Below are 24,603 nucleotides of genomic sequence, written 5' to 3' on the forward strand. Positions count from 1 at the left end.
GTATGGCGTGCCTGCGTGCGGCACGCAAGCGCGGCGGCAGGAAGCGGGGACCGACGGCACGAAAGCCGATGGTTGGGCGGCGAGTGGCGACGCGTGGAGAGTTTGCGCGACCGCGGGCGGCGTGGGAGCGCAGCGAGCGCAGAGGGTTATTATTGTTTCATCACTGAAGCACTTTCACCAGGACGGACGAAGGACGGCATGACCGCAGCAGCAGGCGCATACAACGAGAGCGACCTTGCGCTCGACTCGACGTTCTTCGTGGCGTTCGACCTCACCCACCGCGCGCTCAAGGGCGGCCTCGCGGCGGCGAGCCCGCTCAACGTCACGCAGTACCGCATGCTCGTGAAGCTGCTGGCCGCGGGCCCGGACGGCGTCGCGCAGTCCGACTTGGGGCGCCTCCTCGACCTCAAGCCCAACGTGGTCACGCAGGCGCTGAACGCGCTCGAGGAGGCCGGTTTCGCCGAGCGCCTGCGCGGCGAGGGGGCCGACGGCCGCACGCGCACCGCGCGCGCCACCGGGGCCGGCGAGGAGCACGTCGCCCGCGCGAACGCCTCCATCGTCGAGCGCCTCTACGCGCTCTTCCCCACCGAGGACGCCGACCACCGCGCCATCCTGGAGGCGTCCATCGCCGCCGGCGCGAGCATCGACCCGCCGCTTTCCGGCGACGTCGCCTCCCGCTTCGCCGCCTCGCGCGCCCTCGCGTCGCTCGAGCTGGTGAAGCGCGCGATGGAGGGCGCCCTGCGCCGCGCGGCGGGGGCGCCGCTCGCCGAGTGCCGGGTGCTGCAGCGCCTCGGCGAGGTGGACGAGCCCCTGCGCGTGGGAGATGTCGCCACGCAGCTGCAGATGAGCCCCGTGGCCGTGGCCCGCGCCGTGGACGGCCTGGTCGGGCGCGGGTGGGCGCGGCGCCTCGCCAGCCCGAGCGACCGCAAGGCCGTGTTCGTGGCAGCCACCGACGAGGGCGCGCGCAAGCAGAAGGTCATCGCCCGCACCGTCGACGCCCTCGCGCGCACGCAGCTGTGGGCGCGCCTCGACGACGACCGGCGCCGCGCCCTCGCCCGCACCTGGCGCGTCGTCATCGCCGACGTCCAGGCGCGCAAGGAGCTCGACCGCAAAGCCGCGCTCGAGCTCCTGCAGCCCATCGAATGAGGCGCGGGCCGCGCTCCCCTGAAGACAGGAGGAACGCGGTCCGCTTAGTTCCTACCCGACCGGCTTCGACGCGGTCGCCTTCTTCGCCAGGGCGTTCGCGGCGAAGAGGATGATCAGGTTCACCGCTAGGTCCGCTGCGAACCAACCGCCGACGGCGGCCAGGTTGATGCTGGCGGTGTTGATGGCGGCGAAGGTGCCCACGGTGAGGACCATGACCACGAGGCCGCATCCGAGGGTCGCCACGACGAGCGCGCGTCCGGGGCGCTTGCGGGCGAGGCACGCGCTCACCGTCATGGAGGCCGCGCCCAGAAGCGTGCCGAGGAACGCCGCGAAGCCCACGAGCGCCACCACGAGCACCGCCGTGCCCGGCAGCTTCGAGCTCATCGACGCCACCTGCACGGCCGAGAGTATCCCGCTCACCGTGACCAGCAGGCACGCGATGGCCACGAGCGCCGTCGCCCAGCCCCACAGAAACGCCGTCGCGGGCCGCGCCGAAACGCCCTCTCCGCGCCAGACCAAAAAGCCGTACAGCGCCACGCCCGCCGTGGATACTGCCATCGCGAGCGACGCCGCGTACATGAACGCCACGAGGGCCGAGCCGGTGAGGATGGAGCACACGACGTCCAGGATGGGCACGTCGGCTGCCGAGATGTAGTCGTAGGAGAGCGTGCCTGTCGCGTCCATCACGGCCAGGCCCACGCGCCCCACGAGCGCCACGGCGAGCGCAATCAGAAACAGCGTCCCGAACGGACGGGCCATTGCCTTCATCTGCCCCCTCATGCTACTCCCCTCCCTTCATCTCGTTGGCCACCGCGAAGGTGCCGCACAGGTACCCGCCGCAGAACGCCAGGCTCACGTCGCCCAGGAGCGATCCCAGGATGGGGTCGCCGATGTAGCTGTTCTCGCCGCACGCGCCGCCGGCGGTGTGCCATCCGGCGTACAGGCCCGGGATGGGCCGCCCCTTCGTCGAGATCACCTGCATCTCGTCGTTGATCATGAGGCCCGCCTTCGTGCCGTAGAGGTTGCCGCCGATGCGGCAGCCGTAGAACGGCGGGTCCTTGATGGCATGCAGCCACTCGGGCGGCATGGGGTACATGAAGTCGTCCTCGCCGCGCTCGCAGCACTCGTTCCATTTCTCCACGGCCTCCACGAGCACGCCGGGCTCGAACCCCAGGTCGCGCTCCAGCTCCTCGAGGGTGTCGCGCCTCTTCAGCACGTCGGCCTCGATGGCGTCCTCGACGCCGTGGTGCCAGTCGCGGTAGTGCTCGGGCACCTTGTCGATCTGCTCGAGGTCCGGCGTGATGAGCTTGCGGCAGTGCTCCTGCGCGAAGCCCGCCAGATGGTCCTCGTAGTGGGCGTCGAAGATGATGTAGGAGCGGTGCCCCGGCGGGGTCATCTGGATGGTGGCCAGATCGCCCAGCGCGTAGATGGCGTTCGCGCCGTCCTCTCCCACGCGGCTGTCCATGTAGCGCAGGCGGTTGCCGCAGCGGTCGACGGTGAACCACGGCTGGCGCGACAGCTGCGTCATGCCGTCGTAGAGGAAGCGCGCCCACTGGCCGCCCTCGGCCTCCCAGTCCACGCCGCCGTCGAAGCTCGCCGAGCTGTTGAAGCCCGACACGTCGGCGTTCACGCCGAGCCCCATGCGGAAGCACTCGCCCGTCTCGCCCGCCGTGAGGTAGCTGCTTGCGCAGCCCATGGCCGCCGTGGGTATGTAGCGCTGCAAGAGCGCCTTGTTGTTGCAGAAGCCGCCGGCCGTGAGGATGACGGCGCGCTCGGCGTGGATGTACTTCTCCTCGCCGTAGCCCTCGCGGACCACCACGCCCACGACGCGGCCGTCGCCGTCCTGCACGAGCGCCTCGGCCGGACTCTGGAAGAGGTACTGCACGCCGTGGCGCTGACCGAACGCGAACATGGCGTCGGTGGCGTCCTTCATCTTGAGCACGTGGTGGTCGAGCGTCGAGTTCTTCGGTGCCACGTAAACCGGCACCTCGCCCAAGCGCCAGCGCACGCCGCAGTCGGCCATCCAGTCGATGCAGTGGCCGCCCTCTTCCGCGATGCGGTGGATGAGCAGCGGGTCGCAGGCGTAGTGGTACTCGTCGATGGCCCAGTCGGCCAGCTTGCGCGCGTCGAAGGGATAGCTGGGGAACGCGAAGCGCTTGGACTCCTGCAGCTTCGAGCCACCGAGGATGGCGCACATGCCGGCCTCCTGGGCGTTGCCGCCGTGCAGGCCCAGAGCCTCCACGCAGATGGTCCGCGCGCCCTGCTCGGCCGCGCGCGCCGCCGCGTTGAGCCCGCCGCCGCCCGCGCCCACCACGCAGATGTCGCATTCGTAGTCCCAGGCCGCGGGCACCGCGCGCGGCGGGATGGGGCTCGCGTCGTCGGCCGGGAAGGCCGCACCGTTGTGCTCGCGGTACGTGCCGTCCGACCAGGAGGCGTTCGTGGCGGCGCTCGCCGGCACGGAGACCCCCTTGCTCCCGTCGGCCGCCCAATCGCCGATGACGCCCTCCTCCACCGCGTAGGCGGCGCCCGGCATCGCCGCCGCGGCCGCCGTGCCGCCCATGACCACGGCGGCCTTCGTCAGGAAATCGCGTCGGGACAACGACGCATGGCCGCGCCCGTGATTGCATGCCTTCTCTGTCATCGGGATCCCTCCTGCTCTTGCTGCGCGCCGGCGGCCTCGGCCTGCGAGAGCGCATCCTCCACCGCCTGCTTGACGCCCGCCGTGGTGATGGTGGCGCCGCTCACCGCGTCGATGTCCGAGCCCTGCGCGGCCTCGATCATGGCCGCGAACTTCCCGTCGCGGATGGCCTCGTAGCCGCCGCGGCTCTGGCTCTCGCCCTCCTGGGTCGTCTCCAAGCACGAGATGCGGTTGTCCTGCACGAGCAAGGTGACGGTGATGGGGCCTTCCATTCCCTTGCCCTCGCCCGTGTACACGCCGTCGGCGAGCGTGCCGGCGGCCTTCGCCTGCGCGTCCGCCGGCGCTTCCTGCGCCCATGGGTCGTCGAGGCGCAGCGCCAGCTGCTCGGCGCTCGCCGCGTCCTTCGACCCCGACCCCTCGAAGGTCGAGGCGCAGCCCGTCATGCCCACCGCGAGCACGGCGGCGCCGCATACGGCCGTTGCCGTCTTCCTTATCATCGCATCCTCCTTCTCGCAGAGCCTACCGGGGGCTTTCCCAGCCGGCGGGCACGTCGTAGTCGTGGCAGGTGTTGCAGTACATATACGATGCGCCGTGCGCGCCGTGGCAGTTGCTGCAGTCGATGGCCTCGCCCTGGTGGGACGCGTGCGGGTTCACGCCCGCCTCGCCGCCCCAGTTCTCGGTGGCCGCCTTCACGTCCTCCCAGTCGTGGCACCCGGCCGTCGCGCACATCTTCTTGTCGGCCGTCACGCCCTGCACCGTCAGGTGCCCCGACTCGTCGGTGGCGAAGTCTCCGCGCACCCAGGCCAAGCCTTCCGTCACCTGCTCCTCGATCTTCGCCTCGTGGCATTGAAGGCACGTGACGTCGGCGCGCGCGTGGGCGTTCGCCATGAGCGTGGCGTCTTCGTAGTAGCCCTCCACGTAGGCATCCATCGGGTCGTGGCAGATGGCGTTGCAGAAGCCCGGCTGCTCGTGCCAGACCCAGAACCCGGCCCCGGCGGCAACCAGCACGACCGCGACCACGCCGACGACGATCGGCCAGCGCCTCCCGCGCCGCCTGCCTGCCGGTTCTCCGGCCTCGCGCGATGCGCCTGCTTGGACCTCGGGCGTTGCCGCTGCGTCCTTGCGGGCCTCCGCCCCCTGCTTCTCTTCCATGGTCTCCCTCCTCCGTTCCTTGTTTTGCTTCATTTGTGTTTCTTTTTTATTTCATTATTGAACTTCTTGAGCGCATGCTAGCACCTTTCGAGGGCCCGCGGAAGACGTCGTTGACGGCAGCGCGCCATCCGTCAGCAACCGTCCCGCGCCAGCCGTGCCGCACCGTTCCCGCCGCCCTGCCAACGGGTTGACGAATCGTCGAAACTGTCTATTGACGCTCCGTCAACGAGGGGCGTATGCTGCGCTCATCAGGGGTCGGCCAGATCCGGCACGGAGCGCTCGGCGCACCGGGCAGCCGGGCCGCACAGCGCAAGGAGGGCAGCATGGAAACCGCAGGCGACAGGGCACGCAACGCGGCATCGGCCGAACGGCGCGCCGACATCGTGGCCGCCGCCCGCGAGCTGTACGAGGAGCAGGGCCTCTCGAAGACCTCCGTCCAGGACATCACGAACCGCGTGGGCGTGACGCGCTCGCTGTTCTACCACTACTTCCCCGACAAGGAGGCCGTGACCTCGGCCGTGCTCGACGACTACGTGGCGGACTTCATCGAGGCGACGCACTACTGGAACGCGCAGCGCCATCCCGGCGACATCGAGAGCGCGCTCGCCAGCGTCGTGAAGCTCATGCGGCTCGGCGTGTTCGAGCATGACGCGTTCCGCCGCTCGCTCGCCTCGCGCGAGAACGCGGCGCTCTACATCGACTTCGTGAACCGTGTGGCCGACCGCGTGGCCTCCTACATCGTGGAGACGACGGTGCGCGACTACGGTGCGCTGCACGAGATACGCATCGAGCATGTCTACGAGACGTTCTACGTGCTCATCCTGGGGATCGTGGGCTACCTGCGCACGCATCCCGACGCCAGCGACGAGGTGCTGAAGGACCTCATCGCCCAGACCCTGCACATGGACCGCGGCGACGCGAGCCCGCCCGGCGGGGGCTAGCCGCACGCGGCGCCTCGGGCGCATCGAGGCACGCAGACATCTCATCCAAGGAATCAGCAGGCCGGAAGGCGGCCTGTGCGAAGCATACCCGAAAAAAGGAGGGTTTCCATGTTGTTCCAAGTTTACGGGGAGAACGCCCTGTACCAGTGGCTCGGCTGGGCCATGGTGTTCATCGGCCTCATCCTCATCAACGAGGTCGCGCGCCGCTCGAAGATCGGCGGCACCGTCTGCTTCATCGGCGTGCCGTTGGCGCTCACGGCATACTTCGTCGCCATCTACGTCGGCGCCGGCATGGGCGCGGACTGGGCGCTCGAGAACCCCACGTACCTGCACATGAACAGCTGGTTCCACTACGCAAAGCTCTACGCCGCCACCATCGGCTGCATCGGCTTCATGGCGCTCAAGTACCGGTGGGGCAAGATCGGCAAGTCGCACTGGTTCAAGTGCTTCCCGTTCGTCATCGTGGCCATCAACATCCTCATCGCCGTGGTGAGCGACTTCGAGAGCGCCATCCGCGCCTGGGGCACCACCTGGGTGTCCTCCGAGGGCGTCACGCTCTACGGCGGCTGGCACAACGTGTTCAACGGCGTGGCGGGCCTCATCAACATCGCCTGCATGACCGGCTGGTTCGGCATCTACGTTTCCAAGAAGAAGCAGGACATGCTGTGGCCCGACATGACGTGGGTGTTCATCCTGGCCTACGACCTGTGGAACTTCTGCTACACCTACAACTGCCTGCCCACGCACTCGTTCTACTGCGGCCTCGCGCTGCTTTTGGCCCCCACCGTGGCGGCCATGTTCTGGAACAAGGGCGGCTGGATCCAGAACCGCGCGTTCACGCTGGCCATCTGGTGCATGTTCGCGCAGGTGTTCCCCGCGTTCCAGGACTACAGCGTGTTCAGCGTGCAGTCGGTGAACAACCCGAACGTGAACCTCGCAGTATCGGTGATCGCGCTCGTCGCCAACGTGGCCGCCTTCGCCTACATCATGTACCGCGCCAGGAAGCTCAAGGTGAACCCGTACCTGAACGAGGTGTTCGTGGGAACGCGCGACTACGAGGAGGCCATGGCCCGTCGCGAGGACGCGCCTGAGCTCCCCCGCAGCCCGAAGGGCGACGAGGCCCCGCAGGCCGCCTAGCCAAAGGCAGAGCATCATCCCCGGGGGCGCCCGTCCCAAGGACGCCCCCCAGCGAACGGCCCGCCCTCCGGCGGGCCGTTCGCCGTCCGGATGCTAGAACGACGTCCAGCCGCCGTCGGTGGCCACGATGGCGCCGGTCATGTGGGAGGCGTCGTCCGAGGCCAAGAACAGGATGGAGGCCGCCTGCTCCTCGGGCAGCGCCTCGCGGCGCAGCATGGAGTTCTGCTTCTCGCCGGCCATGGACTGCGCGGCGGCCGGGTCGGCCCCCGCCGCGATGGCCTCCTTCTGCCTTGCCATCACGTACTCGTAGGCTTCCTGCACCATGGGCGTGGTCGTGCCCGCAGGGTTGACCGAGTTCACGCGCACGCCGTGCGCCGCATAGTCCAGGGCGAGGTTCTTCGTCAGGCCGTTCACCGCATGCTTCGAGGCCACGTAGGCGGGATTGCCCGGCAATCCCGTCACGCCCGCGATGGAGGCGTTGTTCACGATGGCGCCGCCCTCGCCCTGCGCCAGGAACTGCCGCAGCTCGTGCTTGCAGCAGAAGAACACGCTGTAGAAGTTGTTGGCCATGGTGTAGTCCATTTGCCCCTTCGAAAGGTTGTGCACGTTGTCGGGCTCGCCCATGACGCCGGCGTTGTTGACAGCCACGTCCAGCCGCCCGAAGCGCTCCACCGTGCGCTCCACCAGGGTCTGCGCGCTTTCCTCCACCGACAGGTCGAGCGCCAGGAACTCCGCCTCGGCGCCGAGCGCGCGCACCGCCTCGAGCACCTGCAGGCCCTCCGCCTCGCGGCGGTCCGCCAGCATGAGCCGCGCTCCCTCCTGGGCCGCACGCAGCGCCACGGCCTCGCCGATGCCCCGCGCCGCCCCCGTGACGATCATGGCCTTGCCCTCAAAGCGGTTCGCGAAAAACTCCTTCATGGCTGCTCCTCCCGTTGCCGGACGTACCCGCCCCTGTGCCGGGCGGTTCATCAGGGAGTATAGACAAGGCGACAGAGATGCTTCCCCTCCTGCGCGAAAGCAGCCCTGTTGCCTTCGAAACCGGCATTCCCCTTCTCGCCAACCCCGCCCCGGAAAACGCGGAGGGCCCGCTGCTGCGGGCCCTCCGGGAGGCGCAAGATGCGAACAGGCGGCTTACTTGTCGCGGTGGTCGCCCATCTTCTCGGCCAGCGCCGCCTGGCCGGCGGCGAGGCGCGCGAGCGGCACGCGGTAGGGCGAGCAGCTCACGTAGGTGAGGCCGATCTTGTGGAACGTCTTCACGGAGTCGGGGTCGCCACCGTGCTCGCCGCACACGCCCAGCTGGATGTCCGGGTTCGTGGCGCGGCCCTTCGTGCAGCCCATGTCCACGAGCGCGGCCACGCCGGCGTCGACCGTCTCGAACGGGTTGCACGGCAGGATGCGGCGCTCCAGGTAGCGCGGGATGAACTTGGCCTCCACGTCGTCGCGGCTGAAGCCGAACGTCGTCTGGGTCAGGTCGTTCGTGCCGAAGCTGAAGAAGTCGGCCTGCGTGGCGATCTCGTCGGCGGTCACGGCCGCGCGCGGGAGCTCGATCATCGTGCCGATGGGAATGTCCAGCTCCACGCCCTCGGCCTCGCACACCTCGGCGATGACGGCCTCCACCTCGGCGCGCAGCGTCTCCAGCTCGGGCAGCACGCTCACGAGCGGGATCATGATCTCGGGCTCGGGATCTAGGCCCTCCTTCTTCAGGCGGGCGGCGGCGGTGGCGATGGCGCGCGTCTGCATGGCCGGCAGCTCGGGGTAGAGGATGGCCAGGCGGCAGCCGCGCAAGCCGAGCATCGGGTTCGCCTCGGCCATGGCGTCCACCAGGCTCAGCAGCTGGCGCTTGTCGGCGAGCTCGGCGGCCGGCGTGCCGGACGCCTCCAGGCGGGCGATCTCCACCTCCAGGTCGCGCGGGCTCTCCAGGAACTCGTGCAGCGGCGGGTCGAGCAGGCGCACGATGACCGGCAGGCCGTCCATAGCCTTGAACATGCCGTAGAAGTCGCCCGTCTGGGCCTCCAGCAGGTCGGCGAGCGCCTTCTCGCGGATGGCCGGCTCGTCATTGAGGATGAAGGACTGGATGATCTGCTTGCGGTCGCCCAGGAACATGTGCTCGGTACGGCAGAGCCCGATGCCCTCGGCGCCGAAGTTGCGGGAGAGCTCCGCGTCCTCGGGGTTGTCGGCGTTGGCACGCACGCCCATGGTGCGGAACTCGTCGGCCCACTCAAGGATGGTGTCCAAGTCGCCGGTGAGCTCGGGCAGCACGAGGTCCACGGCACCCAGCACCACGGAGCCCGTCGTGCCGTCGATGGAGATCATGTCGCCCTCGCGGATGACGATGTCCGTGCCGGCCACGGCCGCTTCCTTCTTCTCGGCGTCGATCTTCAGGGCCTCCACGCCGCAGACGCACGGCGCGCCCATGCCGCGGGCGATGACGGCCGCGTGGCTCGTCTTGCCGCCGTGCGACGTGAGGATGCCCTCGGCGGCGATCATGCCGGCCAGGTCGTCGGGGTTCGTCTCCCAGCGCACGAGCACGCACTTGCGGCCGGCCTCGGTCACGGCCACGGCGTCGGCAGCCGAGAACACGGCCTCGCCCACGGCGGCGCCGGGGGACGCGTTCAGGCCCTTGGCCACCACGTCGTAGGAGGCGTTCTTGTCGAACTGCGGGTGCAGCAGCTGGTCGAGCTGCTCGGGGTCGACGCGCATGACGGCCTCCTCCTTGGAGATGAGGCCCTCCTTCTCCATCTCGATGGCGATGTGCAGCGCGGCGGCGGCGGTGCGCTTGCCCACGCGGGTCTGGAGCATCCAGAGCTTGCCCTGCTCGATGGTGAACTCGATGTCGCACATGTCGCGGAAGTGGTTCTCCAGCGTCACGAACACCTCCTCGAGCTCGCGGCCGGCCTCTTCCAGGCCCTCCACATGCTTGAGGTCGGCGATGGGGCTCGTGTTGCGGATGCCGGCCACGACGTCCTCGCCCTGGGCGTTCACCAGGTAGTCGCCGTAGAACTCCTTCTCGCCGTTGGCGGGGTTGCGCGTGAACGCCACGCCCGTGGCCGACGTGTTGCCCTTGTTGCCGAACACCATGGACTGCACGTTCACGGCGGTGCCCAGGTCGTCGGCGATCTTGTTCTGCTTGCGGTAGAGGACCGCGCGCGGGTTGTTCCAGCTGCCGAACACGGCCTCGATGGCCAGCTGCAGCTGCGCGCTCGGGTCCTGCGGGAACTGCACGGAACCGTCCACCACGAGGCTCGGGTACTCCTCGGCGGACACGTTCTCGGAGAAGATCTGCTTGAACTCGGCCACGAGCTCCTTGAGGTCGTCGGCCGAGAGGTCGGTGTCGGAGGCGGCGCCGCGCACGTTCTTCATGGACGTGATGGCGTTCTCGAACAGGTCGCCGTCCAGGCCCATGACCACGTTGGAGAACATCTGGATGAAGCGGCGGTAGGAGTCCCAGGCGAAGCGCGGGTTCTCGGTCTGGGCGATGAGGCCGTTGATGGACTCGTCGTTCAGGCCGAGGTTCAGCACCGTGTCCATCATGCCGGGCATGGACATCGGCGCGCCGGAGCGCACGGACACGAGCAGCGGGTCGGCCGCATCGCCGATCTTCTTGCCCATGCGGGCCTCGAGGTCCTCGCGGTAGGACTGGATGGTGTCGAGCGCGCCCTCGGGCCACGTGTTGTCGGCGTTGGCGTACTCCATGCAGGTCTGGCACGTGATGGTGAAGCCGGGAGGCACGGGCAGCCCGATGTTGGCCATCTCGGCGAGGTTGGCGCCCTTGCCGCCCAGCTGCGCCTTCATATGCGTGTTGCCCTCGGTTACGTTGTTGCCCTGAGCGTCTTTGCCGAATGCATAGACTCGTTTGACTTCTTCGGTCACCTTTTTCTCCTTAAACGCGACGTTTCAATCGTACAGAGTACCGAACCCCTTGCAGGTTCGCAGGCCTAGCCCATCATATCAGCGGATGGCGGGTGGGCGCGCTCATAGTAGCGCAAAATTTCTTGAGCCGTTTCCTCAACGGCGCGATTTTCGGTGTGGATGACAATACAGCCGAGTTTGCGCATGAGCGCGCGGGCCTTCTCCAGATCCTGGTACACGTACTCCGGGTCCGCGTAGCTCGACGCCACCACGCTCGCGTTGCCCAGGCGGCGCTGGCGGATGCCGATGAGCACCTCGGCCGTGGTCATAAGCCCGAACAGCCGCGTGCGCTCCACGTCGAGCAGCTCGCGCGGCGGCTCGGTGGTGGGGTCGAGCGGGATGTTCGACACCTTGTAGCCCTGCTGCGCCAGGTAGATGGACGTGGGCGTCTTGGACGAGCGCGACACGCCCAGAAGCACGATGTCGGCCTGGGAGAGCTCCTGCGGGTTGCGCCCGTCGTCGTGCGCGATGGTGAACTCGATGGCCTCGATGCGCTTGAAGTAGTACTGGTCGGCCACGTGCAGGCCGCCGGGCTTCGTGGAGGGGTCGCGGCCCGTCATGCGCGCGATGGCGCCGATGGCGTCGGTCATGAGGTCCACCGCCACGATGTCGTCGCGCGCAGCCGCATAGGCGGCCAGCTGGCCCGCCAGATGGCCGTTCACCAGCGTGTAGAACACGAGCATGCGCCCGTCGCCCGAGTTCTGCCGGTGGACGGCGCCGTGCTCGTCGATGAAGGTCTTGATCTCCTCGAACGTGCGCACCTTCGGCAGCACTTCGATGGCGGGGTTCGTGACCCCGAACTGGGCGGCGGCCGCGCGGGCCACCGCCTGGGCCGTGAGGCCCACCGAGTCGCTGACCACGTGTATGGTGGGGAGGCCCCCGGGGCCGGTGCTCGGCGTGCCGTACGTCACGAGGTCGTCCATGGCGCTACTTGCCGCCCTTCGCCATCTTGCCGAAGTCGGCCACGTCCGTGAACACGCCCACGAAGCGGTTCAGCAGGCGCAGGCGGTTCGCGCGCACGGCCTCGTCCTCGTCCATGACGAGGACGTCGGCGAAGAAGGCGTCGATGGGCGCGCGCAAATCGGCGAGCGCCGCAAGGGCGGCCGCGTAGTCGTCGGCGGCGAGGGCGGCGCTCACCTGCGACTCCACGTCCCGCGCAGCAGAGGCCAGGGCGCGCTCCGCGTCGCCCATGAGCTTCTCGTCCACTTCCTCGCCCAGCTCCGCGTCGCGCAGGTTGTTGGCGCGCGCGTAGGCCGTGGCCAAGTCGTCGAACGCCTCGCGCTCGCCGGTGCGGGCGGCCTCGAGGGCGCGCACGCGCGCGATGACCTGAGCCGGCTCCTCCACGCCCGCCGCCAGCACGGCGTCGATGGCGTCGGGGGACGCGCCGGAGTCGCGCAGCATGACCTTCGTGCGCGTGACGAAGAAGTCGGCCACCTGGGCGCGCACGTCGTCGCGGTCGAAGTCGATGCCGGCGTCCGCGTATGTGGCGAGCGAGGCGTCCACGGCCCCCATGAGCGACACGGGCAGGCCCGCCTCCAGCATGGCCGTGATGCCGATGGCGCTGCGGCGCAGCGCGAACGGGTCCGACGAGCCCGTGGGGCCCTGGCCCACGGCGAACAGGCCGCAGACCGTGTCCAGCTTGTCGGCCATGGCCACGACGCGCCCCACGTCGGACGCGGGCGGCTCGTCGCCGGAGAAGCGCGGGCGGTAGTGGTCGGCGATGGCGCGGGCCACCTGCTCGTTCTCGCCCGACGCCTCGGCGTAGTACGAGCCCATGACGCCCTGCACGCTCGTGAACTCCACCACGGCGTTCGTCACGAGGTCGGCCTTCGCCAGGTACGCGGCGCGCTCGGCGTCGGCCGCGTCAGCCGCGCCCAGCTGCGCGTCGGCGGCCAGGTGACGCGCGAGCGCCGCGATGCGGTCGGTCTTGTCCTTCATGGTGCCGAGCACTTCCTGGAACACCACCTCGTCCAGGCGGTCGACGTACGTCTCCAGCGGGTGCTTCAGATCCTCCTCGTAGAAGAACTTCGCATCGGACAGGCGCGCGCGCACCACGCGCTCGTTGCCGCCCGTGATGGTGGCGGCATGCGCCGGATCGCCGTTCGTCACGACGATGAACTTGTTCGTGAGCCTGCCCTCCCCGTCGTACAGCGGGAAATAGCGCTGGTGCATGAGCATGGCGTCCACGATGATCTCCTCGGGAACGCGCAGGAACTCCTCGTCGAACGTGCCCACGAGCACCGTAGGATACTCGGAGAGGTTCACCACCTCCAGGAGCGTCTTCTCGGGCAGCTCGGCGCGGTAGCCCGTCCGGGCCTCCGCCTCCGCCACGCCCGCGCGGATGCGCTGCTCGCGCGCCTGCTCGCTCGTCACCACGAAGGCGCCCTCCACCACGGGAAGCAGGTCGGCGGCCGCGGCCACCTCGTGCGGGCCGGGGGCCAGGAAGCGGTGGCCGCGCGTGAGCCTGCCGGCCGTGAGGCCCGCGAACTCCACGGGCACCACGCGCTCGTCGAGCAGGGCCACGAGCCAGCGCACCGGGCGCGAAAAGTACTCGCCGCGGGTGCCCCAACGGCACGATTTCGGCCAGGAGATGCCGGTGATCACGCCCTCCAGCACGCCGGGCAGGAGCTCCGCCACGTCGCGGGCGGGCACGCTGCGCTCGGCGAACACGTACTCGACGCCGTTCTCCTCGCGGCGCTCGAGCGCGTCCACGTCCAGGCCCTTGCCGCGCGCGAAGCCGATGGCGGCCTTCGTCGGCTTGCCCTCGGCGTCGAACGCGATCTTGGCGGACGGGCCGCGGAACACCTCCTGGAGCGCCTCGGTCTCGTCGGCCACGTCCTCCGCCAGCACGATGAGGCGGCGGGGCGTGGTGTGCACGGACACGGCCCCGTGCGGGATGCGCACGGCGTCGAGCGCCTCGGGCACGAGCTTCTCCAGCTGTGCCGTGGCCTTGTGCAGGTCGAACGCGGGAATCTCCTCGGTGCCTATCTCGAAGGCGAGCGTATGCAGGCTAGCCACGGTTTGCCTCCTCCCCTTCCTCAGCGGGCTTCATGCCCACCACGTGCTCCATGTAGCTCGCGCACACGGCCTTCGCCAGCGTGCGCACGCGCAGGATGTAGGCCATGCGCTCCGTGGCCGATATGACGCCGCGGGCGTCCAGCAGGTTGAACGTGTGGCAGCACTTGAGCACGCTGTCGTAGGCCGGCAGCGGCAGGTTCGCCGCGAGCGTGCGCTTGCACTCCTCCTCGCGGTCGTTGAACTCCTGGAACAGGAAGTCGGTGTCGGCCACCTCGAAGTTGAACGTGGAGTACTGGCGCTCGTTCTCCAGGTACACGTCGCCGTAGGTGAACGTGACGCCGTCGGCGCCGCGGCTCCACACGATGTCGAACATGGAGTCCACGCCCTGCACGAACATGGTCAGGCGCTCCAGGCCGTAGGCGATCTCCACGGGCACGGGGTTGCACTCGAAGCCGCCCACCTGCTGGAAGTAGGTGAACTGCGTCACCTCCATGCCGTCGATCCACACTTCCCAGCCCAGCCCCCACGCGCCGAGCGTCGGGCTCTCCCAGTCGTCCTCCACGAAGCGCACGTCGTGCGCGTCCACGTCGATGCCGATGGCGCGCAGCGACCCCAGGTACAGCTCCTGGATGTCGTCGGGCGAGGGCTTCATGAGCACCTGGAACTGGAAGTAGTGCTGCGTGCGGTTCGGGTTCTCGCCGTAGCGGCCGTCCGTGGGGCGGCGGCAGCCCTGCACGTAGGCGGTGCGCCACGTGTCGGGGCCCAGCGAGCGCAGCGTGGTGGCCGGGGCGTTCGTGCCGGCGCCCACCTCGTTGTCGTAGGGCTGCAGGATGACGCAGCCCGCGCCCGCCCAGTAGCGCTGCAGGCTCATGATGACGTCTTGGAACGTGGGCGGCAGCGCCTCGGCGGCCGCCTGCCCCGCCGCGCGGGCGGCAGGCTCGGTTTCGGTTGGCATGGCTCTCCTTGTCTTCCCTATCCTATGCAGTCGCGCGAGGCGGCTTCGATCCCTGGTGCGGGCCTGCTAGTCCAGCAGGCCGAAGTTGCTGAACGGCCAGTACACGAGCGCGGCGCGTCCGGTGAGCGTGTCCTCGTCGATAGCGCCGAAGTAGCGCGAGTCGTTGGAGTTCGTGCGGTTGTCCCCCATGACCCACAGGTGCCCCGCGGGCACGGTGTAGGGGTAGGACACCTCCACGCCGAGCGCCGTCTTGAGCGGCTCGGAGGGGAGGCCCCGGGTGTAGGGCTCGTCGAGCGCCACGCCGTCCACCACCACGCGCCCGTCCACGAGGTCGACCGTCTGGCCGCCCACCGCGATGCAGCGCTTGATGAGCACGCGGCCGGGGATCTCCGGGTCCTGGAACGTCACGATGTCGCCGGGCTCGGGGTCGCGCAGGTAGTAGCTGATCTTCTCCGAGAACACCATGTCGCCGGTCATGATGGTGTTCTCCATGGAGCCGGAGGGTATCTCGTAGGGCTGGAAGACGAATGTGCGCAGCGCCCATGACAGCCCGAAGACGAAGGCCACCATGACCAGCAGGCTGAGGATGGTCCTGAACGCGCCCGATCGGCGCGGCTCGGCGTGTTGACCGGAGTCCATGAAGGTTGTCTATCCTTTCCGAACGGACGCGGAGGGCGCCCGGGTGAAGTCACGAGCGTATATGATAGCGCTTCGCGCGAGCACGCCCGGCGCGTTCGATAAACTCTTCAGAAATTCCCGATCAGCGGGCGAAATACCGGCGGATGGCCCCCGCGCCCGCAATGCTCCGCCCGCCGGCGCGCGCCTACCCGATGAGGGCGGCGTCCTCCAGCGGCCAGATGACGGCCACGCCGCGCGCGGTCACGGACGAGCGCGCGACGGCGCCGAAGTAGCGCGAGTCGTTGGAGTTCGTGCGGTTGTCCCCCATGACCCACAGGTGCCCCGCGGGCACGGTGTAGGGGTAGGACACCTCCACGCCGAGCGCCGTCTTGAGCGGCTCGGAGGGGAGGCCCCGGGTGTAGGGCTCGTCGAGCGCCACGCCGTCCACCACCACGCGCCCGTCCACGAGGTCGACCGTCTGGCCGCCCACCGCGATGCAGCGCTTGATGAGCACGCGGCCGGGGATCTCCGGGTCCTGAAACGTCACGATGTCGCCGGGCTCGGGGTCGCGGAACAGGTAGCTCACCTTCTCCGCGTACACGCGGTCGCCCGTCATGATGGTGCCCTCCATGGAGCCGGAGGGCACGGCGAAGGCCTGGTGCACGAACGTGACCTGGAGCCATGCCAAAACGAGCACGAAGGCCGCCCACCAGAGGGCGCCGACGACCCTGCGCGGTACGCTCGGCGCGCCTGTGCGCGCATGCCGGCCGTGGTCCATAGCCCCGCCTTCCCTTGCGTTGTGCGGGCCTAGCGCCCGCACCCGTCCGCCAAGTGTAGCAGAAACGCGCGGTCGGCATCCGTGAGGTCGGCGGCGTCCAGCAGGTCGGGGCGCAGGCGCGCCGTGCGCTCGAGGCTCTGCTCGCGCCTCCAGCGGGCCACGGCGCCGTGGTCGCCCGAGAGCAGCACGGCGGGCACGTCCATGCCACGAAACGTGGCCGGGCGCGTGTACTGGGGATATTCGAGCAGGCCGTCGGCGAAGCTCTCGCCTAGGGCGCCGGTGGGCGCTCCCAGCACGCCGGGCAGCTTGCGCGCCACGGCGTCGATGACCACCATGGAGGCCAGCTCCCCGCTCGTGAGCACGTAGTCGCCGAGCGAGATCGTGCGGTCGGCCAGCGCATAGGCGCGCTCGTCGATGCCCTCGTAGTGGCCGCACACGAACAGAAGGCGCTCCTCGCGCGCGAGCTCGCAGGCCAGCGCGTCGTCGAAGGGCTCTCCGTGCGGGGCGAGGAAGATGGTGCAGGGGCGCGGCAAAGCCTCGCCGCCGGCGCCGACTTCGCAGGTCAAATCATCGTAAGCCTCGAACAGGGGCTCGCATTTCATGACCAGGCCATCGCCGCCGCCGTAGGGGTCGTCGTCGGTCGTGCGGTGGCGGTCGTGCGTCCAGTCGCGCAGGTCGTGCGCCAGGAAACGGAGGATGCCCTTCTCCTGGGCGATGCGCATCATGGACGTGCCCATCACGGAATCGTACATGGAGGGAAACGTGGAGAGCGTCTCGATGATCACGGGAAGTCCTTTCGGAGGCAAGGGCGCGGTGCGGGCTGCGCAGGGACGGCGACGAAACGCTGCCGCTAGAGGTCCAGCAGGCCGTCTGGCAGATCGACGTCGATGCGGCGCGCATCCTCGTCGATGCCGGACACGAACGCGTCGACGAGCGGCACGAGCACCGTGCGGCCCCCGGCTGCGGGCACGACCTCCAGCAGGTCCTGGCCCGGCAGCTCCTGGATGCCCGCCACCGTGCCCACGAGGCCGGTGCGCGCGTCGTGCACCTCCCAGCCGTCCCAGGCGCCGGCATGCGCCTCGAGCACACCCTCGGGCAGGTCGGCGCGTCGCACGAGGCAGTGGCAGCCCACGAGGGCCTCGGCCATGTCGATGCCCTCCACGGCGTCGAACGTCACGATGGCCGTACGGTCGTCGACCGGCGCGACGGCCGTCACCCGCGCACGGCGCGGGGCGTCCAGCACGGGCGGCACGAAGGCAGCCTCTAAGCCCTCGGACAGCAAAAAGGGAAGGCCCGCCGCGCTCTGCGCGACGAACCCTCCCTGCAGGTTCTTCGTTCTCGCCAGTACGGCGACGTCCGTCCAAGCGCGCATCTAGTCGATGAGCTCCACTTCGACATGGGTGTTCGTGCGCGACGCGGCGGCACGGGCGAGCGTGCGGATGGCCTTGATGACCCGCCCTTGGCGGCCGATGACCTTGCCGGCATCCTCCTCGTTCACGTGGAGCTCCACGAGGATGGAGCCGTCCTCGGCATCGCTCGCCTCGATCTGCAGCTCATCGGGAAACTCGATGAGCGGGCGCACGACGGACTCGACGAGGCCGACGATGTCTTCCGTCTGCTCGGCCATGGCGCTTACGCGTTCTCGCGGGCGTTCTTGAGCAGGCGCGCCACCGTGTCGGTGGGCTGGGCGCCGTTCTTGATCCACTGGTCGACCTTCTCCAGGTCGAACTTCACCATCGCGGGGTTGGCGCAGGGGTTGTAGCGGCCGACCTCCTCGATGAACTTACCGTCGCGCGGGCAGCGCGCGTCGGCAACGACGATGCGGTAGTACGGGCGCTTCTTTGCGCCGTGGCGGGCCAGGCGAATTTTGACTGCCATGAAGGTGAACTCCTTTTGCTTCTTACGTCAGGTCGGGCGGGTTGGGCGGGGCCTTCTGGGCGCACGCACGATTCCCGCAAAACAGCAATTGCTTATGATACGGCGTAATCCCCCGTTTGACAAGCGATTGTCGTCTCGTAGTGCCCGCTATTGTACGCGAACCCTCGCAAAGCCGGCATCCCCGACCCCCCACGTCCTCGAAAAGCCCACGTTTCGCCCCCCGCTCGGCGCGTGGGAGAGTCTGACGAACCTGCGAGAAGGCTGCACCCGCGCCGCGGCCTTCTCGCAGGTGCTCTCGAAGGTGCGGGAAGTACGAGTTAATATGATCAATAACATCATGGACGAAAAAAAGTTGGCTCCGATCTCGTCCACCTAGGAGCCGCACTCTGAAAAGTCATTCGGGGAAGCCGGCGCCGCGCCCTCCCGCCGCAAGCCCCGACCGGGGCCCTCCTAGCCTCAGCAGGGACGGCGCGTGTCGACGCAGTCGCGGTAGTAGATATGGATGTCCTCGTAGCCGCCCATGAAGTTCACGAAGCCGCCGGGCACGGTGCCCACGCGCACGAAGCCCAGGTCCTCGTACAGGTGGATGGCCCCGGCGTTGCCGGCCACCACGGCATTGAACTGCAGGCCCCGGAAGCCCTTGCGCGCCGCCTGCGCCAGCGAGTCCTCCACGAGGGCACGGCCCAGACCGAGTCCGCGCACGCTCGACGCCACGGCGTAGCTCGCATTGCCCACGTGCGCGCAGCGTCCCACGTTGTTCGGATGGAGCACGTACAGGCCCATGACCTTTCCATCGAGGTCGGCCACCACGGAAAGCGTCTGGGCCGCGAAGAACTCCGCCGCCTTCTCCAACGTGAGCGGCTCGATCTGGGGGAAGGCCTCGCCACCCTCCACGACCTCGTTCCACACCTTTAGCATTCCCGCGAGGTCCTCCTCGCGGTACGGCCGAATCTCCAGGGCCATGGGCGCATCCTTTCTCGCGGGCTTCACCATGCGGCGCCAGTATAGCAGAGGGCGCCGCGCCGTCCATGCGGCGCGGCGGCAACCGTCGGATGCGGGAGGGAGGAGGACCCGGGGAGGTTGGCGGAGGAACCCTACTCGGCCACCAGCTCGCGCACGTCCACGCGCCTCACTTTTCGGGCGCTCGCGTAGGCGGCCACCAGGAACACGAGCGCGAGGCCGAGCGTCAGGCCGCCCACCATGAGCGGATTCGCGTCGATGGCGAACCGTGACACGCCGAACAGGCCGAACAGCTGCCCCATGAGCCAGCTGCCGCCGAGCGCCGCCGCCGTCGCGCCCAGCGCGCAGCCGACGAGCGCCACGAGGAAGAAGCGCAGCGCGAGCTGCAGGCGCAGGGCCCGCGAGGTGAAGCCGAGCGCGAGGTACACGCCCAGGTCATGGCGCTCGGCCGTGAACATGCGCCCGATGATGAGCGACACGGCTAAAAACGCGAGCACCGCCGCGACGCCCGCCATCGCATAGCCCATGACGGTGAACAGCTGCTGGATGAGATCGATCATGCTGGTGGTGTCGGCGAACATGCCGGTCGAGCGCGTGTCCACCGCGTCGCCGAACCGCGACTCGACGGCGGCGCGCGCCTCATCGGCGGCACCGGGATCGGCCAGCTGGTACTGGCGCGACGGCTCGGCGGCTTCCTCGGCGGTTCCGGCCAGGTCGCGCACTCCGTCGTAGGTGAGAATGGTGCCGTAGCCCGCATTGAACATGGCGGAGAGCAGCCCGCTCACCACGAACCGGCGCTCCTTCCCGTCCGCGCCGTCCACCGTCAGCTCGTCGCCCACCCGCAAGCCCATCGTCTTCGCCAGGTTGGTGCCGACGAGCGCCTCGTTGTCGTGCTCGGGCAGACGGCCCTCCGTCACGCCCTGCACGAGGGTTAGGTCGCTCAGGCCTGCGAACGAGTGGCTCTCCCCGCCGAAGCTCACCATGGCGAACGCCTCCTGCCACGACTTCTCGATGGGGCTCGACTCCTCGATGACGCGCTCGACTTCGGCTATGTCCACGTCGGGCGACGCGAGGGTGATCGACAGGTTGCTCTCCCACATGCCGAACGCGTCCTGTGCCGCGTTCTCGCCGCGCAGCGTGCCGCCGATGCCGAACACGAGCACGATGAACGCGCACAGGACGCACGCGCACCCTGCGAGCCCCACATAGCGCCGCTTCGCCGACATGATGGCGCGCACCGCCAGCTGCAAGCTCAGATGGCTGCCGCCCAAGGGACGCTCGCCGCGGCTGCGGAAGCGCACGTCGGCAGCGCCGCCGCGAAACGCCACGAGCGACGAGATGCGCGCGAGCTTGCCCGTCTTGAGCGCGACGACCGCCGCCACGAGCGCGAGCAGCACGGCCAGAAGGCCGATCGCCAGCGCAGGCGGGGTGACGTTGCTCGCCAACACGCCGGTGAGCTGGGCGAAGAACGGGAGCGCGAGGGGCACGAGGGCGGATCCCAGCGCGAGTCCCACGGCGAGTCCCGCCAGGCTCACGCCCGCGTACTCGACGACCAGCATGCCGCGCAGCGCGCGGTTCGGCAGGCCGAGGGCCTTGAGCGTGCCGTAGTCGGCGTAGCCCTCCTCGATGGAGGTCGACACCGTGTGCGTGCAGATGATGAGCGCTATCGCGAACAGAAGCAGCGCGAACACGCCCATGACGGCGCCCCCGATGACCACCACCATCATCGCATAGCCGACGAGCGTGTCGGAGGCGAACATCCCCGAAGCGGTGTTCGCCCAGGCGATCTCCTCCGCGATGATCCGGGCAAGGTCGGACGAGGTCGTGCCGGCCGCGCGCGCCTCGTCCGTCAAGCGCACGTTGATCTCGGCCATGCGGTACGCGGCGAGCTTCGCCTGGGACGTGAACAGCTTCTGCGTCTCGCCGTCGAAAGCCGCCGCGGCGTCCACCTCGGCGGCCACCTCGTCGAAGGTTCGCGCCGCCACCACGTAGCGCTTGATCTCCATGAACGGGGTGCCCATTTGGGGATCCTCGTAGAAACCCGCGATGGCGAGGCGCCGCGTCGAGTCCCCCACGATCACCTCGAGCTCGTCGCCTTCGCGGACACCGGGAGACGCCTGCATCGACACGGGCACGTACACCTCGTCGGGCCCGGGCTCGGGCATCTCGTCGACGAGGCTCATGCCGTCTTCGGAGAACAGGCGGAAATCAAGCGCATCGCCCCAGGCCACAAGCGCTGTTCCCGACGTGGGGTTCTTGTCGACGGCCGTGCCGTCCCCCCGGTAGTACTTTACGGGAACGCCCAGAGCGTCGTTCAGGCGCGCCTCGGAAACCTCGGGCAGCGCCTCGATCTCGGCGGCCACCTCGCGGTTGAGGTTCGCCGCCGCGTCGACGGCGTACACGTCGCCCGCCTCTATCTCGGCAAGGGCCGCCTCCTCGCGGGCGTTCAGGTCCACGTACATGCTCGCCGTGAACGTGAGCACGGCGCCCGTGAGGGCCATGAGCAGGAAGATGCCGAAGAACGACCGACGGCCGCGCTTGAGGCCGGCCGCGATCAGCGTGCGCATGAGCGCCATAGCGTCCACCCCCCCTACCAGGCCAGCGACGACAGCCAGGCGTTCACCTGGGCGTCGCGGGCCTTGAGGTAGGCGGCGTCTCCGTCGGCGCGGAAGGCGGGCAGCTCGAGCTCGCCCTTGATCGAGCCGTCCTCCAGGTACAGCACGCGGCTCGCGCGCAGGGCGCAGAACACGTCGTGCGTGACCATGCAGATGGACTGGCCGCTTGCGTTCAGCTCGCCGAGGAGCGCGAGCACCTCGAGCGTGTTCGCGCGGTTGAGGGCGCCCGTGGGCTCGTCGGCGAACACGATGTCGGGGTCGTTCACCACGCTGCGCGCCACGGCGCAGCGCTGCTGCTGGCCGCCGGACGCCTGGCTGGGCAGGTGGTGCGCGTGCGCGCCGAGTCCCATGCGCTCGACGAGGGCCCGTGCGGCTGCGCGCGTGTCGGCGGCCGAGCGGCCGGCTTTCAGGTAGCCGGGCACGGCCACGTTCTCGAACAGCGTGAGGTTCGACACGAGGTGCGCCTGCTGGAACACGAAGCCGAAATGCTGCGCGCGCAGCTCGGCCATGTCGCGCTCGCGCAGGCTCGTGATGCTCTTGCCCCGGTAGAGCACGTCGCCCGCCGTGGGTGCGTCCATGCCGGACAGGCAGTAGAGCAGCGTCGACTTGCCTGAGCCCGACGGCCCCATGATGGCGGTGAAGTCGCCTGCGTACAGCGCCAGGTCGACGTTGCTCAGCACGTGCGCCTGCACGCCGTCGGCCGCATAGCTCTTGCAGAGCCGCTCGGTTTGGATGATAGGTTCTTTCATGATGCCCTCTCGTCTCGCATGGTCGCTTGAGGGCATCGTACCCGTCCAAACATTAAGGCGTCCTTAAGGTTCGAGGGGGAATTCCAGAGCGACCCTGAGCCCGGGGTCGGCATCCTCCAGCCGCAGGGCGCCGCCCATCTGCCCTACCAGGTAGCGCGCGATGAACAGGCCGAGGCCGGCACCGGGAGCTTCGTGCGCGTTCGAGCCGCGGTAAAAACGCTCGGTGGCGAACGGGAGGTCCTCGGGCGGGATGCCGGGCCCATGGTCGCGCACGGTCGCCCGGTAGACGCGCTCGGCGATGTCGAGGACGCCCTCCACCTCCACGGCCGCGCCGGGCGCGTACTTGGCGGCGTTCGCCAGCAGGTTCTCCAGCGCCTGCTCGAGGCGCTTCGGATCGTGGGCCACCCGCGCCTCGTCGAGGCGCCCGAGCGCCACGTTGCCCGCCACGCCGAAATCTGCGACCGCCTGGCGGATCGTGCGGGCTATGGGCGCGTCTTCGCAGCTCACGCGGATGCGGTCGAGGTCGGCGAGCGCATGGAGGAACAGGTCGTCGGTGAGCGAGGTCACCTCGTCGCACTTGCGCGCGATCGTGCGCGCGTAGCCTTCGCGCTCCGCGTCGTTGCGCGCGAGGCCCAGCTCCAGCGCCTCGGAGTAGGCGCGGATGGACGCGATGGGCGTCTTGATATCGTGCGAGAGCGCCGCCACCGCCGTCTTGCCCTGCTCCACGGCCTCGGCCTCGGCGGCGCGGGCGCGCTTGATCTCGGCGCGCATGTTGTCGAACGCCCAGGTGAAGCGTCCGAACGGATTGCTACGCTCGTAGGCGAGCGGAGTGTCGAGGTTGCCCGCCGCCACGTCCTGGGCGAACGACTCCAGACGCATGAACGGGCGCACGACGCTGACATGGAGGTACGCGACGACGCCCCACACGACCGCCGCCCCGAGCGCGGCGAGCGCCCAGACCAGAGCGATGGGGAGGCCGCCCTTCACGCCGGCGGCCGCGCGCAGCGCCTCCTGCGCTCGAACCAGCGCTGCATCGGCCGCGCCCTCCCCTCCTCGAAGCTCCGCGCGGGCCGCGTTCAGCTCCACCACCTGCGTGCGCATCTCGGCCCCTGGCCCGTCGTCCATGAGCGCGACCGTGGCCGCGAGCGCCACCAGCGCCAGCACGACTGTCGCAGCGACGGCGATGCCGACGAGCCGCCGCCCGATGCGCGCGCCCTCGCGGGAGGCCGCCGTCACGACGCCCCGCCCGCCGCGTCGAAGCAGTAGCCCCGCCCGCGCACCGTCTTGAAGTGGGCAGGGTGCGCCGGATCGTCCTCGACCTTCGCGCGCAGCCAGCTCATGTGCACCGACACCGTCTGCGGCTCCACCTCCGAGAACGCGCCCCACACCTCGGCCAGCAGGCGATCCTTCGACACGACCTCTCCCTCGCGCGCCATCAGGTAGCGTGCGAGCGCGAACTCCTTGGGAGAGAGCGGGATGGCCGCGCCGTCCTTCAACATCGAGCCCGCCGCCTCGTCGAGCACGTACGGCCCCGCCGCGAGCGCGCCGTCGGCCCCTTCCCCGCCCGCTCGCCCACGTGACCGCCTGAGCAGCGCGTTCACGTGGGCCAAGAGCTCGCGCAACGAGTAGGGCTTCGGCAGGTAGTCGTCCCCGCCCGTGTCGAGCCCGACGATGCGGTCGGTCTCGCTCGTGCGCGCCGAGGCGAACACGATGGGCACGTCGCTTGCGCGCCGCAGAGCCGCGCACGCCGCGAACCCGTCGTCGCCCGGCAGGTTGATGTCGAGCAGCACCAGGTCGAACGCACGCGTGGCAAGGACGTCGTAAGCCTCCTCCGCGCTCGCCGCGCGCTCCACCGCGAACCCCTCGCTCTCCAGATAGCGTGCCACGATGGCGGACAGGTCCGCATCGTCATCGACTATGAGTATGCTCGGCATCGCACTCCCCTTCGGCCAGCCGGATGGACGAGACCATTGTACCCAAGTTGGCTGGAAATCTCTTTCCGCGAGCGCAAGCACCTGACCTCGTTGGTTACGGGCCGTAACCAACTGCTACCACGCAAACGGTTACAATATGTAACGGTTTGCCCCCGGACAATCCCCTGTTGCACGT

23 protein-coding genes are annotated in these 24,603 nt (G+C 69.2%); 3 read left to right on the forward strand and 20 right to left on the reverse strand.

All coding sequences use genetic code 11. From position 1 onward, the window contains the following. Positions 1 to 198 precede the first annotated feature (198 nt). Positions 199 to 1,146 carry a MarR family transcriptional regulator gene (locus C1877_RS11915; RefSeq protein ID WP_114569266.1) on the forward strand — a complete coding sequence of 316 codons (948 nt, stop codon included), beginning with the start codon at positions 199 to 201 and terminating at the stop codon, positions 1,144 to 1,146. A 51-nt stretch (positions 1,147 to 1,197) separates the two neighbouring features. On the opposite strand, the gene C1877_RS11920 is transcribed toward C1877_RS11915, so the two are convergent. From C1877_RS11920 to C1877_RS11935, 4 genes are read right to left on the reverse strand one after another with little or no spacing between them, the layout of a single operon-like run. Beyond that, positions 1,198 to 1,926, reverse strand: coding sequence for a hypothetical protein (locus C1877_RS11920; RefSeq protein ID WP_041238861.1), 729 nt, complete (start codon positions 1,924 to 1,926; stop codon positions 1,198 to 1,200). A 1-nt stretch (position 1,927) separates the two neighbouring features. Then, the gene (locus C1877_RS11925; RefSeq protein WP_114569267.1) at positions 1,928 to 3,787 is read right to left on the reverse strand and encodes an FAD-dependent oxidoreductase; all 1,860 of its coding nucleotides are present in this window, start codon (positions 3,785 to 3,787) and stop codon (positions 1,928 to 1,930) included. Continuing rightward, complete coding sequence (locus tag C1877_RS11930) at positions 3,784 to 4,281, reverse strand: FMN-binding protein (protein ID WP_114569268.1); 498 nt, start codon at positions 4,279 to 4,281, stop codon at positions 3,784 to 3,786. The genes C1877_RS11925 and C1877_RS11930 overlap by 4 nt, the downstream gene beginning before the upstream one ends. 22 nt (positions 4,282 to 4,303) lie before the next feature. After that, on the reverse strand, positions 4,304 to 4,936 hold the full coding sequence (locus tag C1877_RS11935) for a cytochrome c3 family protein (protein ID WP_015538858.1): 633 nt from the start codon (positions 4,934 to 4,936) through the stop codon (positions 4,304 to 4,306). Positions 4,937 to 5,259: 323 nt separating this feature from the next. Between C1877_RS11935 and C1877_RS11940 the strand changes: the two genes are divergently transcribed. Further along, positions 5,260 to 5,877, forward strand: a complete 618-nt coding sequence (locus C1877_RS11940; RefSeq protein ID WP_015538859.1) for a TetR/AcrR family transcriptional regulator — start codon at positions 5,260 to 5,262, stop codon at positions 5,875 to 5,877. 108 nt (positions 5,878 to 5,985) lie between these two features. After that, the gene (locus C1877_RS11945; RefSeq protein WP_015538860.1) at positions 5,986 to 7,014 is read left to right on the forward strand and encodes a DUF5692 family protein; all 1,029 of its coding nucleotides are present in this window, start codon (positions 5,986 to 5,988) and stop codon (positions 7,012 to 7,014) included. 93 nt (positions 7,015 to 7,107) lie between these two features. Here the strand turns inward: C1877_RS11945 and C1877_RS11950 are convergent, their stop codons facing one another. The 16 genes from C1877_RS11950 to C1877_RS12025 form a co-directional block, all read right to left on the reverse strand. After that, positions 7,108 to 7,932, reverse strand: coding sequence for an SDR family NAD(P)-dependent oxidoreductase (locus C1877_RS11950; RefSeq protein ID WP_114569269.1), 825 nt, complete (start codon positions 7,930 to 7,932; stop codon positions 7,108 to 7,110). 213 nt (positions 7,933 to 8,145) lie between these two features. Next, a complete protein-coding gene (gene ppdK, locus C1877_RS11955) occupies positions 8,146 to 10,884 on the reverse strand; it encodes a pyruvate, phosphate dikinase (RefSeq protein WP_114569270.1) in 2,739 nt (912 codons plus the stop codon). Positions 10,885 to 10,949: 65 nt separating this feature from the next. After that, positions 10,950 to 11,846, reverse strand: a complete 897-nt coding sequence (locus C1877_RS11960) for a pyruvate, water dikinase regulatory protein (RefSeq protein ID WP_015538863.1) — start codon at positions 11,844 to 11,846, stop codon at positions 10,950 to 10,952. A 4-nt stretch (positions 11,847 to 11,850) separates the two neighbouring features. After that, positions 11,851 to 13,941 carry a glycine--tRNA ligase subunit beta gene (glyS, locus tag C1877_RS11965; RefSeq protein WP_114569271.1) on the reverse strand — a complete coding sequence of 697 codons (2,091 nt, stop codon included), beginning with the start codon at positions 13,939 to 13,941 and terminating at the stop codon, positions 11,851 to 11,853. Next, positions 13,934 to 14,896 carry a glycine--tRNA ligase subunit alpha gene (locus tag C1877_RS11970; RefSeq protein WP_015538864.1) on the reverse strand — a complete coding sequence of 321 codons (963 nt, stop codon included), beginning with the start codon at positions 14,894 to 14,896 and terminating at the stop codon, positions 13,934 to 13,936. Before C1877_RS11970 ends, glyS begins: the two co-directional genes overlap by 8 nt. 66 nt (positions 14,897 to 14,962) lie before the next feature. After that, on the reverse strand, positions 14,963 to 15,535 hold the full coding sequence (lepB, locus tag C1877_RS11975) for a signal peptidase I (RefSeq protein WP_114569272.1): 573 nt from the start codon (positions 15,533 to 15,535) through the stop codon (positions 14,963 to 14,965). Positions 15,536 to 15,719: 184 nt separating this feature from the next. Then, positions 15,720 to 16,292: a signal peptidase I gene (lepB, locus tag C1877_RS11980; RefSeq protein ID WP_114569273.1), complete on the reverse strand. Its 573-nt coding sequence runs from the start codon at positions 16,290 to 16,292 to the stop codon at positions 15,720 to 15,722. Positions 16,293 to 16,321: 29 nt separating this feature from the next. Further along, positions 16,322 to 17,077, reverse strand: coding sequence for a tRNA (guanosine(37)-N1)-methyltransferase TrmD (trmD, locus tag C1877_RS11985; protein WP_114569274.1), 756 nt, complete (start codon positions 17,075 to 17,077; stop codon positions 16,322 to 16,324). 65 nt (positions 17,078 to 17,142) lie between these two features. Continuing rightward, positions 17,143 to 17,664 (reverse strand): ribosome maturation factor RimM, encoded by a 522-nt coding sequence (locus tag C1877_RS11990; RefSeq protein ID WP_114569275.1) that lies wholly within the window; start codon positions 17,662 to 17,664, stop codon positions 17,143 to 17,145. Then, complete coding sequence (locus tag C1877_RS11995) at positions 17,665 to 17,919, reverse strand: KH domain-containing protein (protein WP_015538865.1); 255 nt, start codon at positions 17,917 to 17,919, stop codon at positions 17,665 to 17,667. A 5-nt stretch (positions 17,920 to 17,924) separates the two neighbouring features. Further along, the gene (gene rpsP, locus C1877_RS12000; RefSeq protein ID WP_015538866.1) at positions 17,925 to 18,170 is read right to left on the reverse strand and encodes a 30S ribosomal protein S16; all 246 of its coding nucleotides are present in this window, start codon (positions 18,168 to 18,170) and stop codon (positions 17,925 to 17,927) included. 456 nt (positions 18,171 to 18,626) lie between these two features. Then, positions 18,627 to 19,133, reverse strand: a complete 507-nt coding sequence (locus tag C1877_RS12005) for a GNAT family N-acetyltransferase (RefSeq protein ID WP_041238870.1) — start codon at positions 19,131 to 19,133, stop codon at positions 18,627 to 18,629. Positions 19,134 to 19,264: 131 nt separating this feature from the next. After that, positions 19,265 to 21,706 (reverse strand): ABC transporter permease, encoded by a 2,442-nt coding sequence (locus C1877_RS12010; protein ID WP_114569276.1) that lies wholly within the window; start codon positions 21,704 to 21,706, stop codon positions 19,265 to 19,267. 14 nt (positions 21,707 to 21,720) lie between these two features. Beyond that, positions 21,721 to 22,494 carry an ABC transporter ATP-binding protein gene (locus tag C1877_RS12015; RefSeq protein WP_114569277.1) on the reverse strand — a complete coding sequence of 258 codons (774 nt, stop codon included), beginning with the start codon at positions 22,492 to 22,494 and terminating at the stop codon, positions 21,721 to 21,723. 63 nt (positions 22,495 to 22,557) lie between these two features. After that, a complete protein-coding gene (locus tag C1877_RS12020) occupies positions 22,558 to 23,730 on the reverse strand; it encodes a HAMP domain-containing sensor histidine kinase (RefSeq protein WP_114569278.1) in 1,173 nt (390 codons plus the stop codon). Next, on the reverse strand, positions 23,727 to 24,428 hold the full coding sequence (locus tag C1877_RS12025) for a response regulator transcription factor (RefSeq protein ID WP_015538869.1): 702 nt from the start codon (positions 24,426 to 24,428) through the stop codon (positions 23,727 to 23,729). The genes C1877_RS12020 and C1877_RS12025 overlap by 4 nt, the downstream gene beginning before the upstream one ends. Positions 24,429 to 24,603 lie beyond the last annotated feature (175 nt).

Source organism: Gordonibacter pamelaeae (assembly GCF_003340385.1).
GTDB classification, from domain to species: Bacteria; Actinomycetota; Coriobacteriia; order Coriobacteriales; family Eggerthellaceae; genus Gordonibacter; species Gordonibacter pamelaeae.

Coding starts and splice junctions, on each gene's coding strand:
- C1877_RS11995 (WP_015538865.1), bottom strand. CDS start 17,919: ATGGCCGAGCAGACGGAAGACATCGTCGGCCTCGTCGAGTCCGTCGTG.
- rpsP (WP_015538866.1), bottom strand. CDS start 18,170: ATGGCAGTCAAAATTCGCCTGGCCCGCCACGGCGCAAAGAAGCGCCCG.
- C1877_RS12005 (WP_041238870.1), bottom strand. CDS start 19,133: ATGGCCCTGGAGATTCGGCCGTACCGCGAGGAGGACCTCGCGGGAATG.
- lepB (WP_114569273.1), bottom strand. CDS start 16,292: ATGGACCACGGCCGGCATGCGCGCACAGGCGCGCCGAGCGTACCGCGC.
- C1877_RS11930 (WP_114569268.1), bottom strand. CDS start 4,281: ATGATAAGGAAGACGGCAACGGCCGTATGCGGCGCCGCCGTGCTCGCG.
- C1877_RS12010 (WP_114569276.1), bottom strand. CDS start 21,706: ATGGCGCTCATGCGCACGCTGATCGCGGCCGGCCTCAAGCGCGGCCGT.
- C1877_RS11970 (WP_015538864.1), bottom strand. CDS start 14,896: ATGCCAACCGAAACCGAGCCTGCCGCCCGCGCGGCGGGGCAGGCGGCC.
- C1877_RS11945 (WP_015538860.1), top strand. CDS start 5,986: ATGTTGTTCCAAGTTTACGGGGAGAACGCCCTGTACCAGTGGCTCGGC.
- C1877_RS11915 (WP_114569266.1), top strand. CDS start 199: ATGACCGCAGCAGCAGGCGCATACAACGAGAGCGACCTTGCGCTCGAC.
- C1877_RS11920 (WP_041238861.1), bottom strand. CDS start 1,926: ATGAGGGGGCAGATGAAGGCAATGGCCCGTCCGTTCGGGACGCTGTTT.
- C1877_RS11940 (WP_015538859.1), top strand. CDS start 5,260: ATGGAAACCGCAGGCGACAGGGCACGCAACGCGGCATCGGCCGAACGG.
- C1877_RS12025 (WP_015538869.1), bottom strand. CDS start 24,428: ATGCCGAGCATACTCATAGTCGATGACGATGCGGACCTGTCCGCCATC.
- C1877_RS11925 (WP_114569267.1), bottom strand. CDS start 3,787: ATGACAGAGAAGGCATGCAATCACGGGCGCGGCCATGCGTCGTTGTCC.
- C1877_RS12015 (WP_114569277.1), bottom strand. CDS start 22,494: ATGAAAGAACCTATCATCCAAACCGAGCGGCTCTGCAAGAGCTATGCG.
- C1877_RS11950 (WP_114569269.1), bottom strand. CDS start 7,932: ATGAAGGAGTTTTTCGCGAACCGCTTTGAGGGCAAGGCCATGATCGTC.
- C1877_RS11960 (WP_015538863.1), bottom strand. CDS start 11,846: ATGGACGACCTCGTGACGTACGGCACGCCGAGCACCGGCCCCGGGGGC.
- lepB (WP_114569272.1), bottom strand. CDS start 15,535: ATGGACTCCGGTCAACACGCCGAGCCGCGCCGATCGGGCGCGTTCAGG.
- C1877_RS11935 (WP_015538858.1), bottom strand. CDS start 4,936: ATGGAAGAGAAGCAGGGGGCGGAGGCCCGCAAGGACGCAGCGGCAACG.
- C1877_RS11990 (WP_114569275.1), bottom strand. CDS start 17,664: ATGCGCGCTTGGACGGACGTCGCCGTACTGGCGAGAACGAAGAACCTG.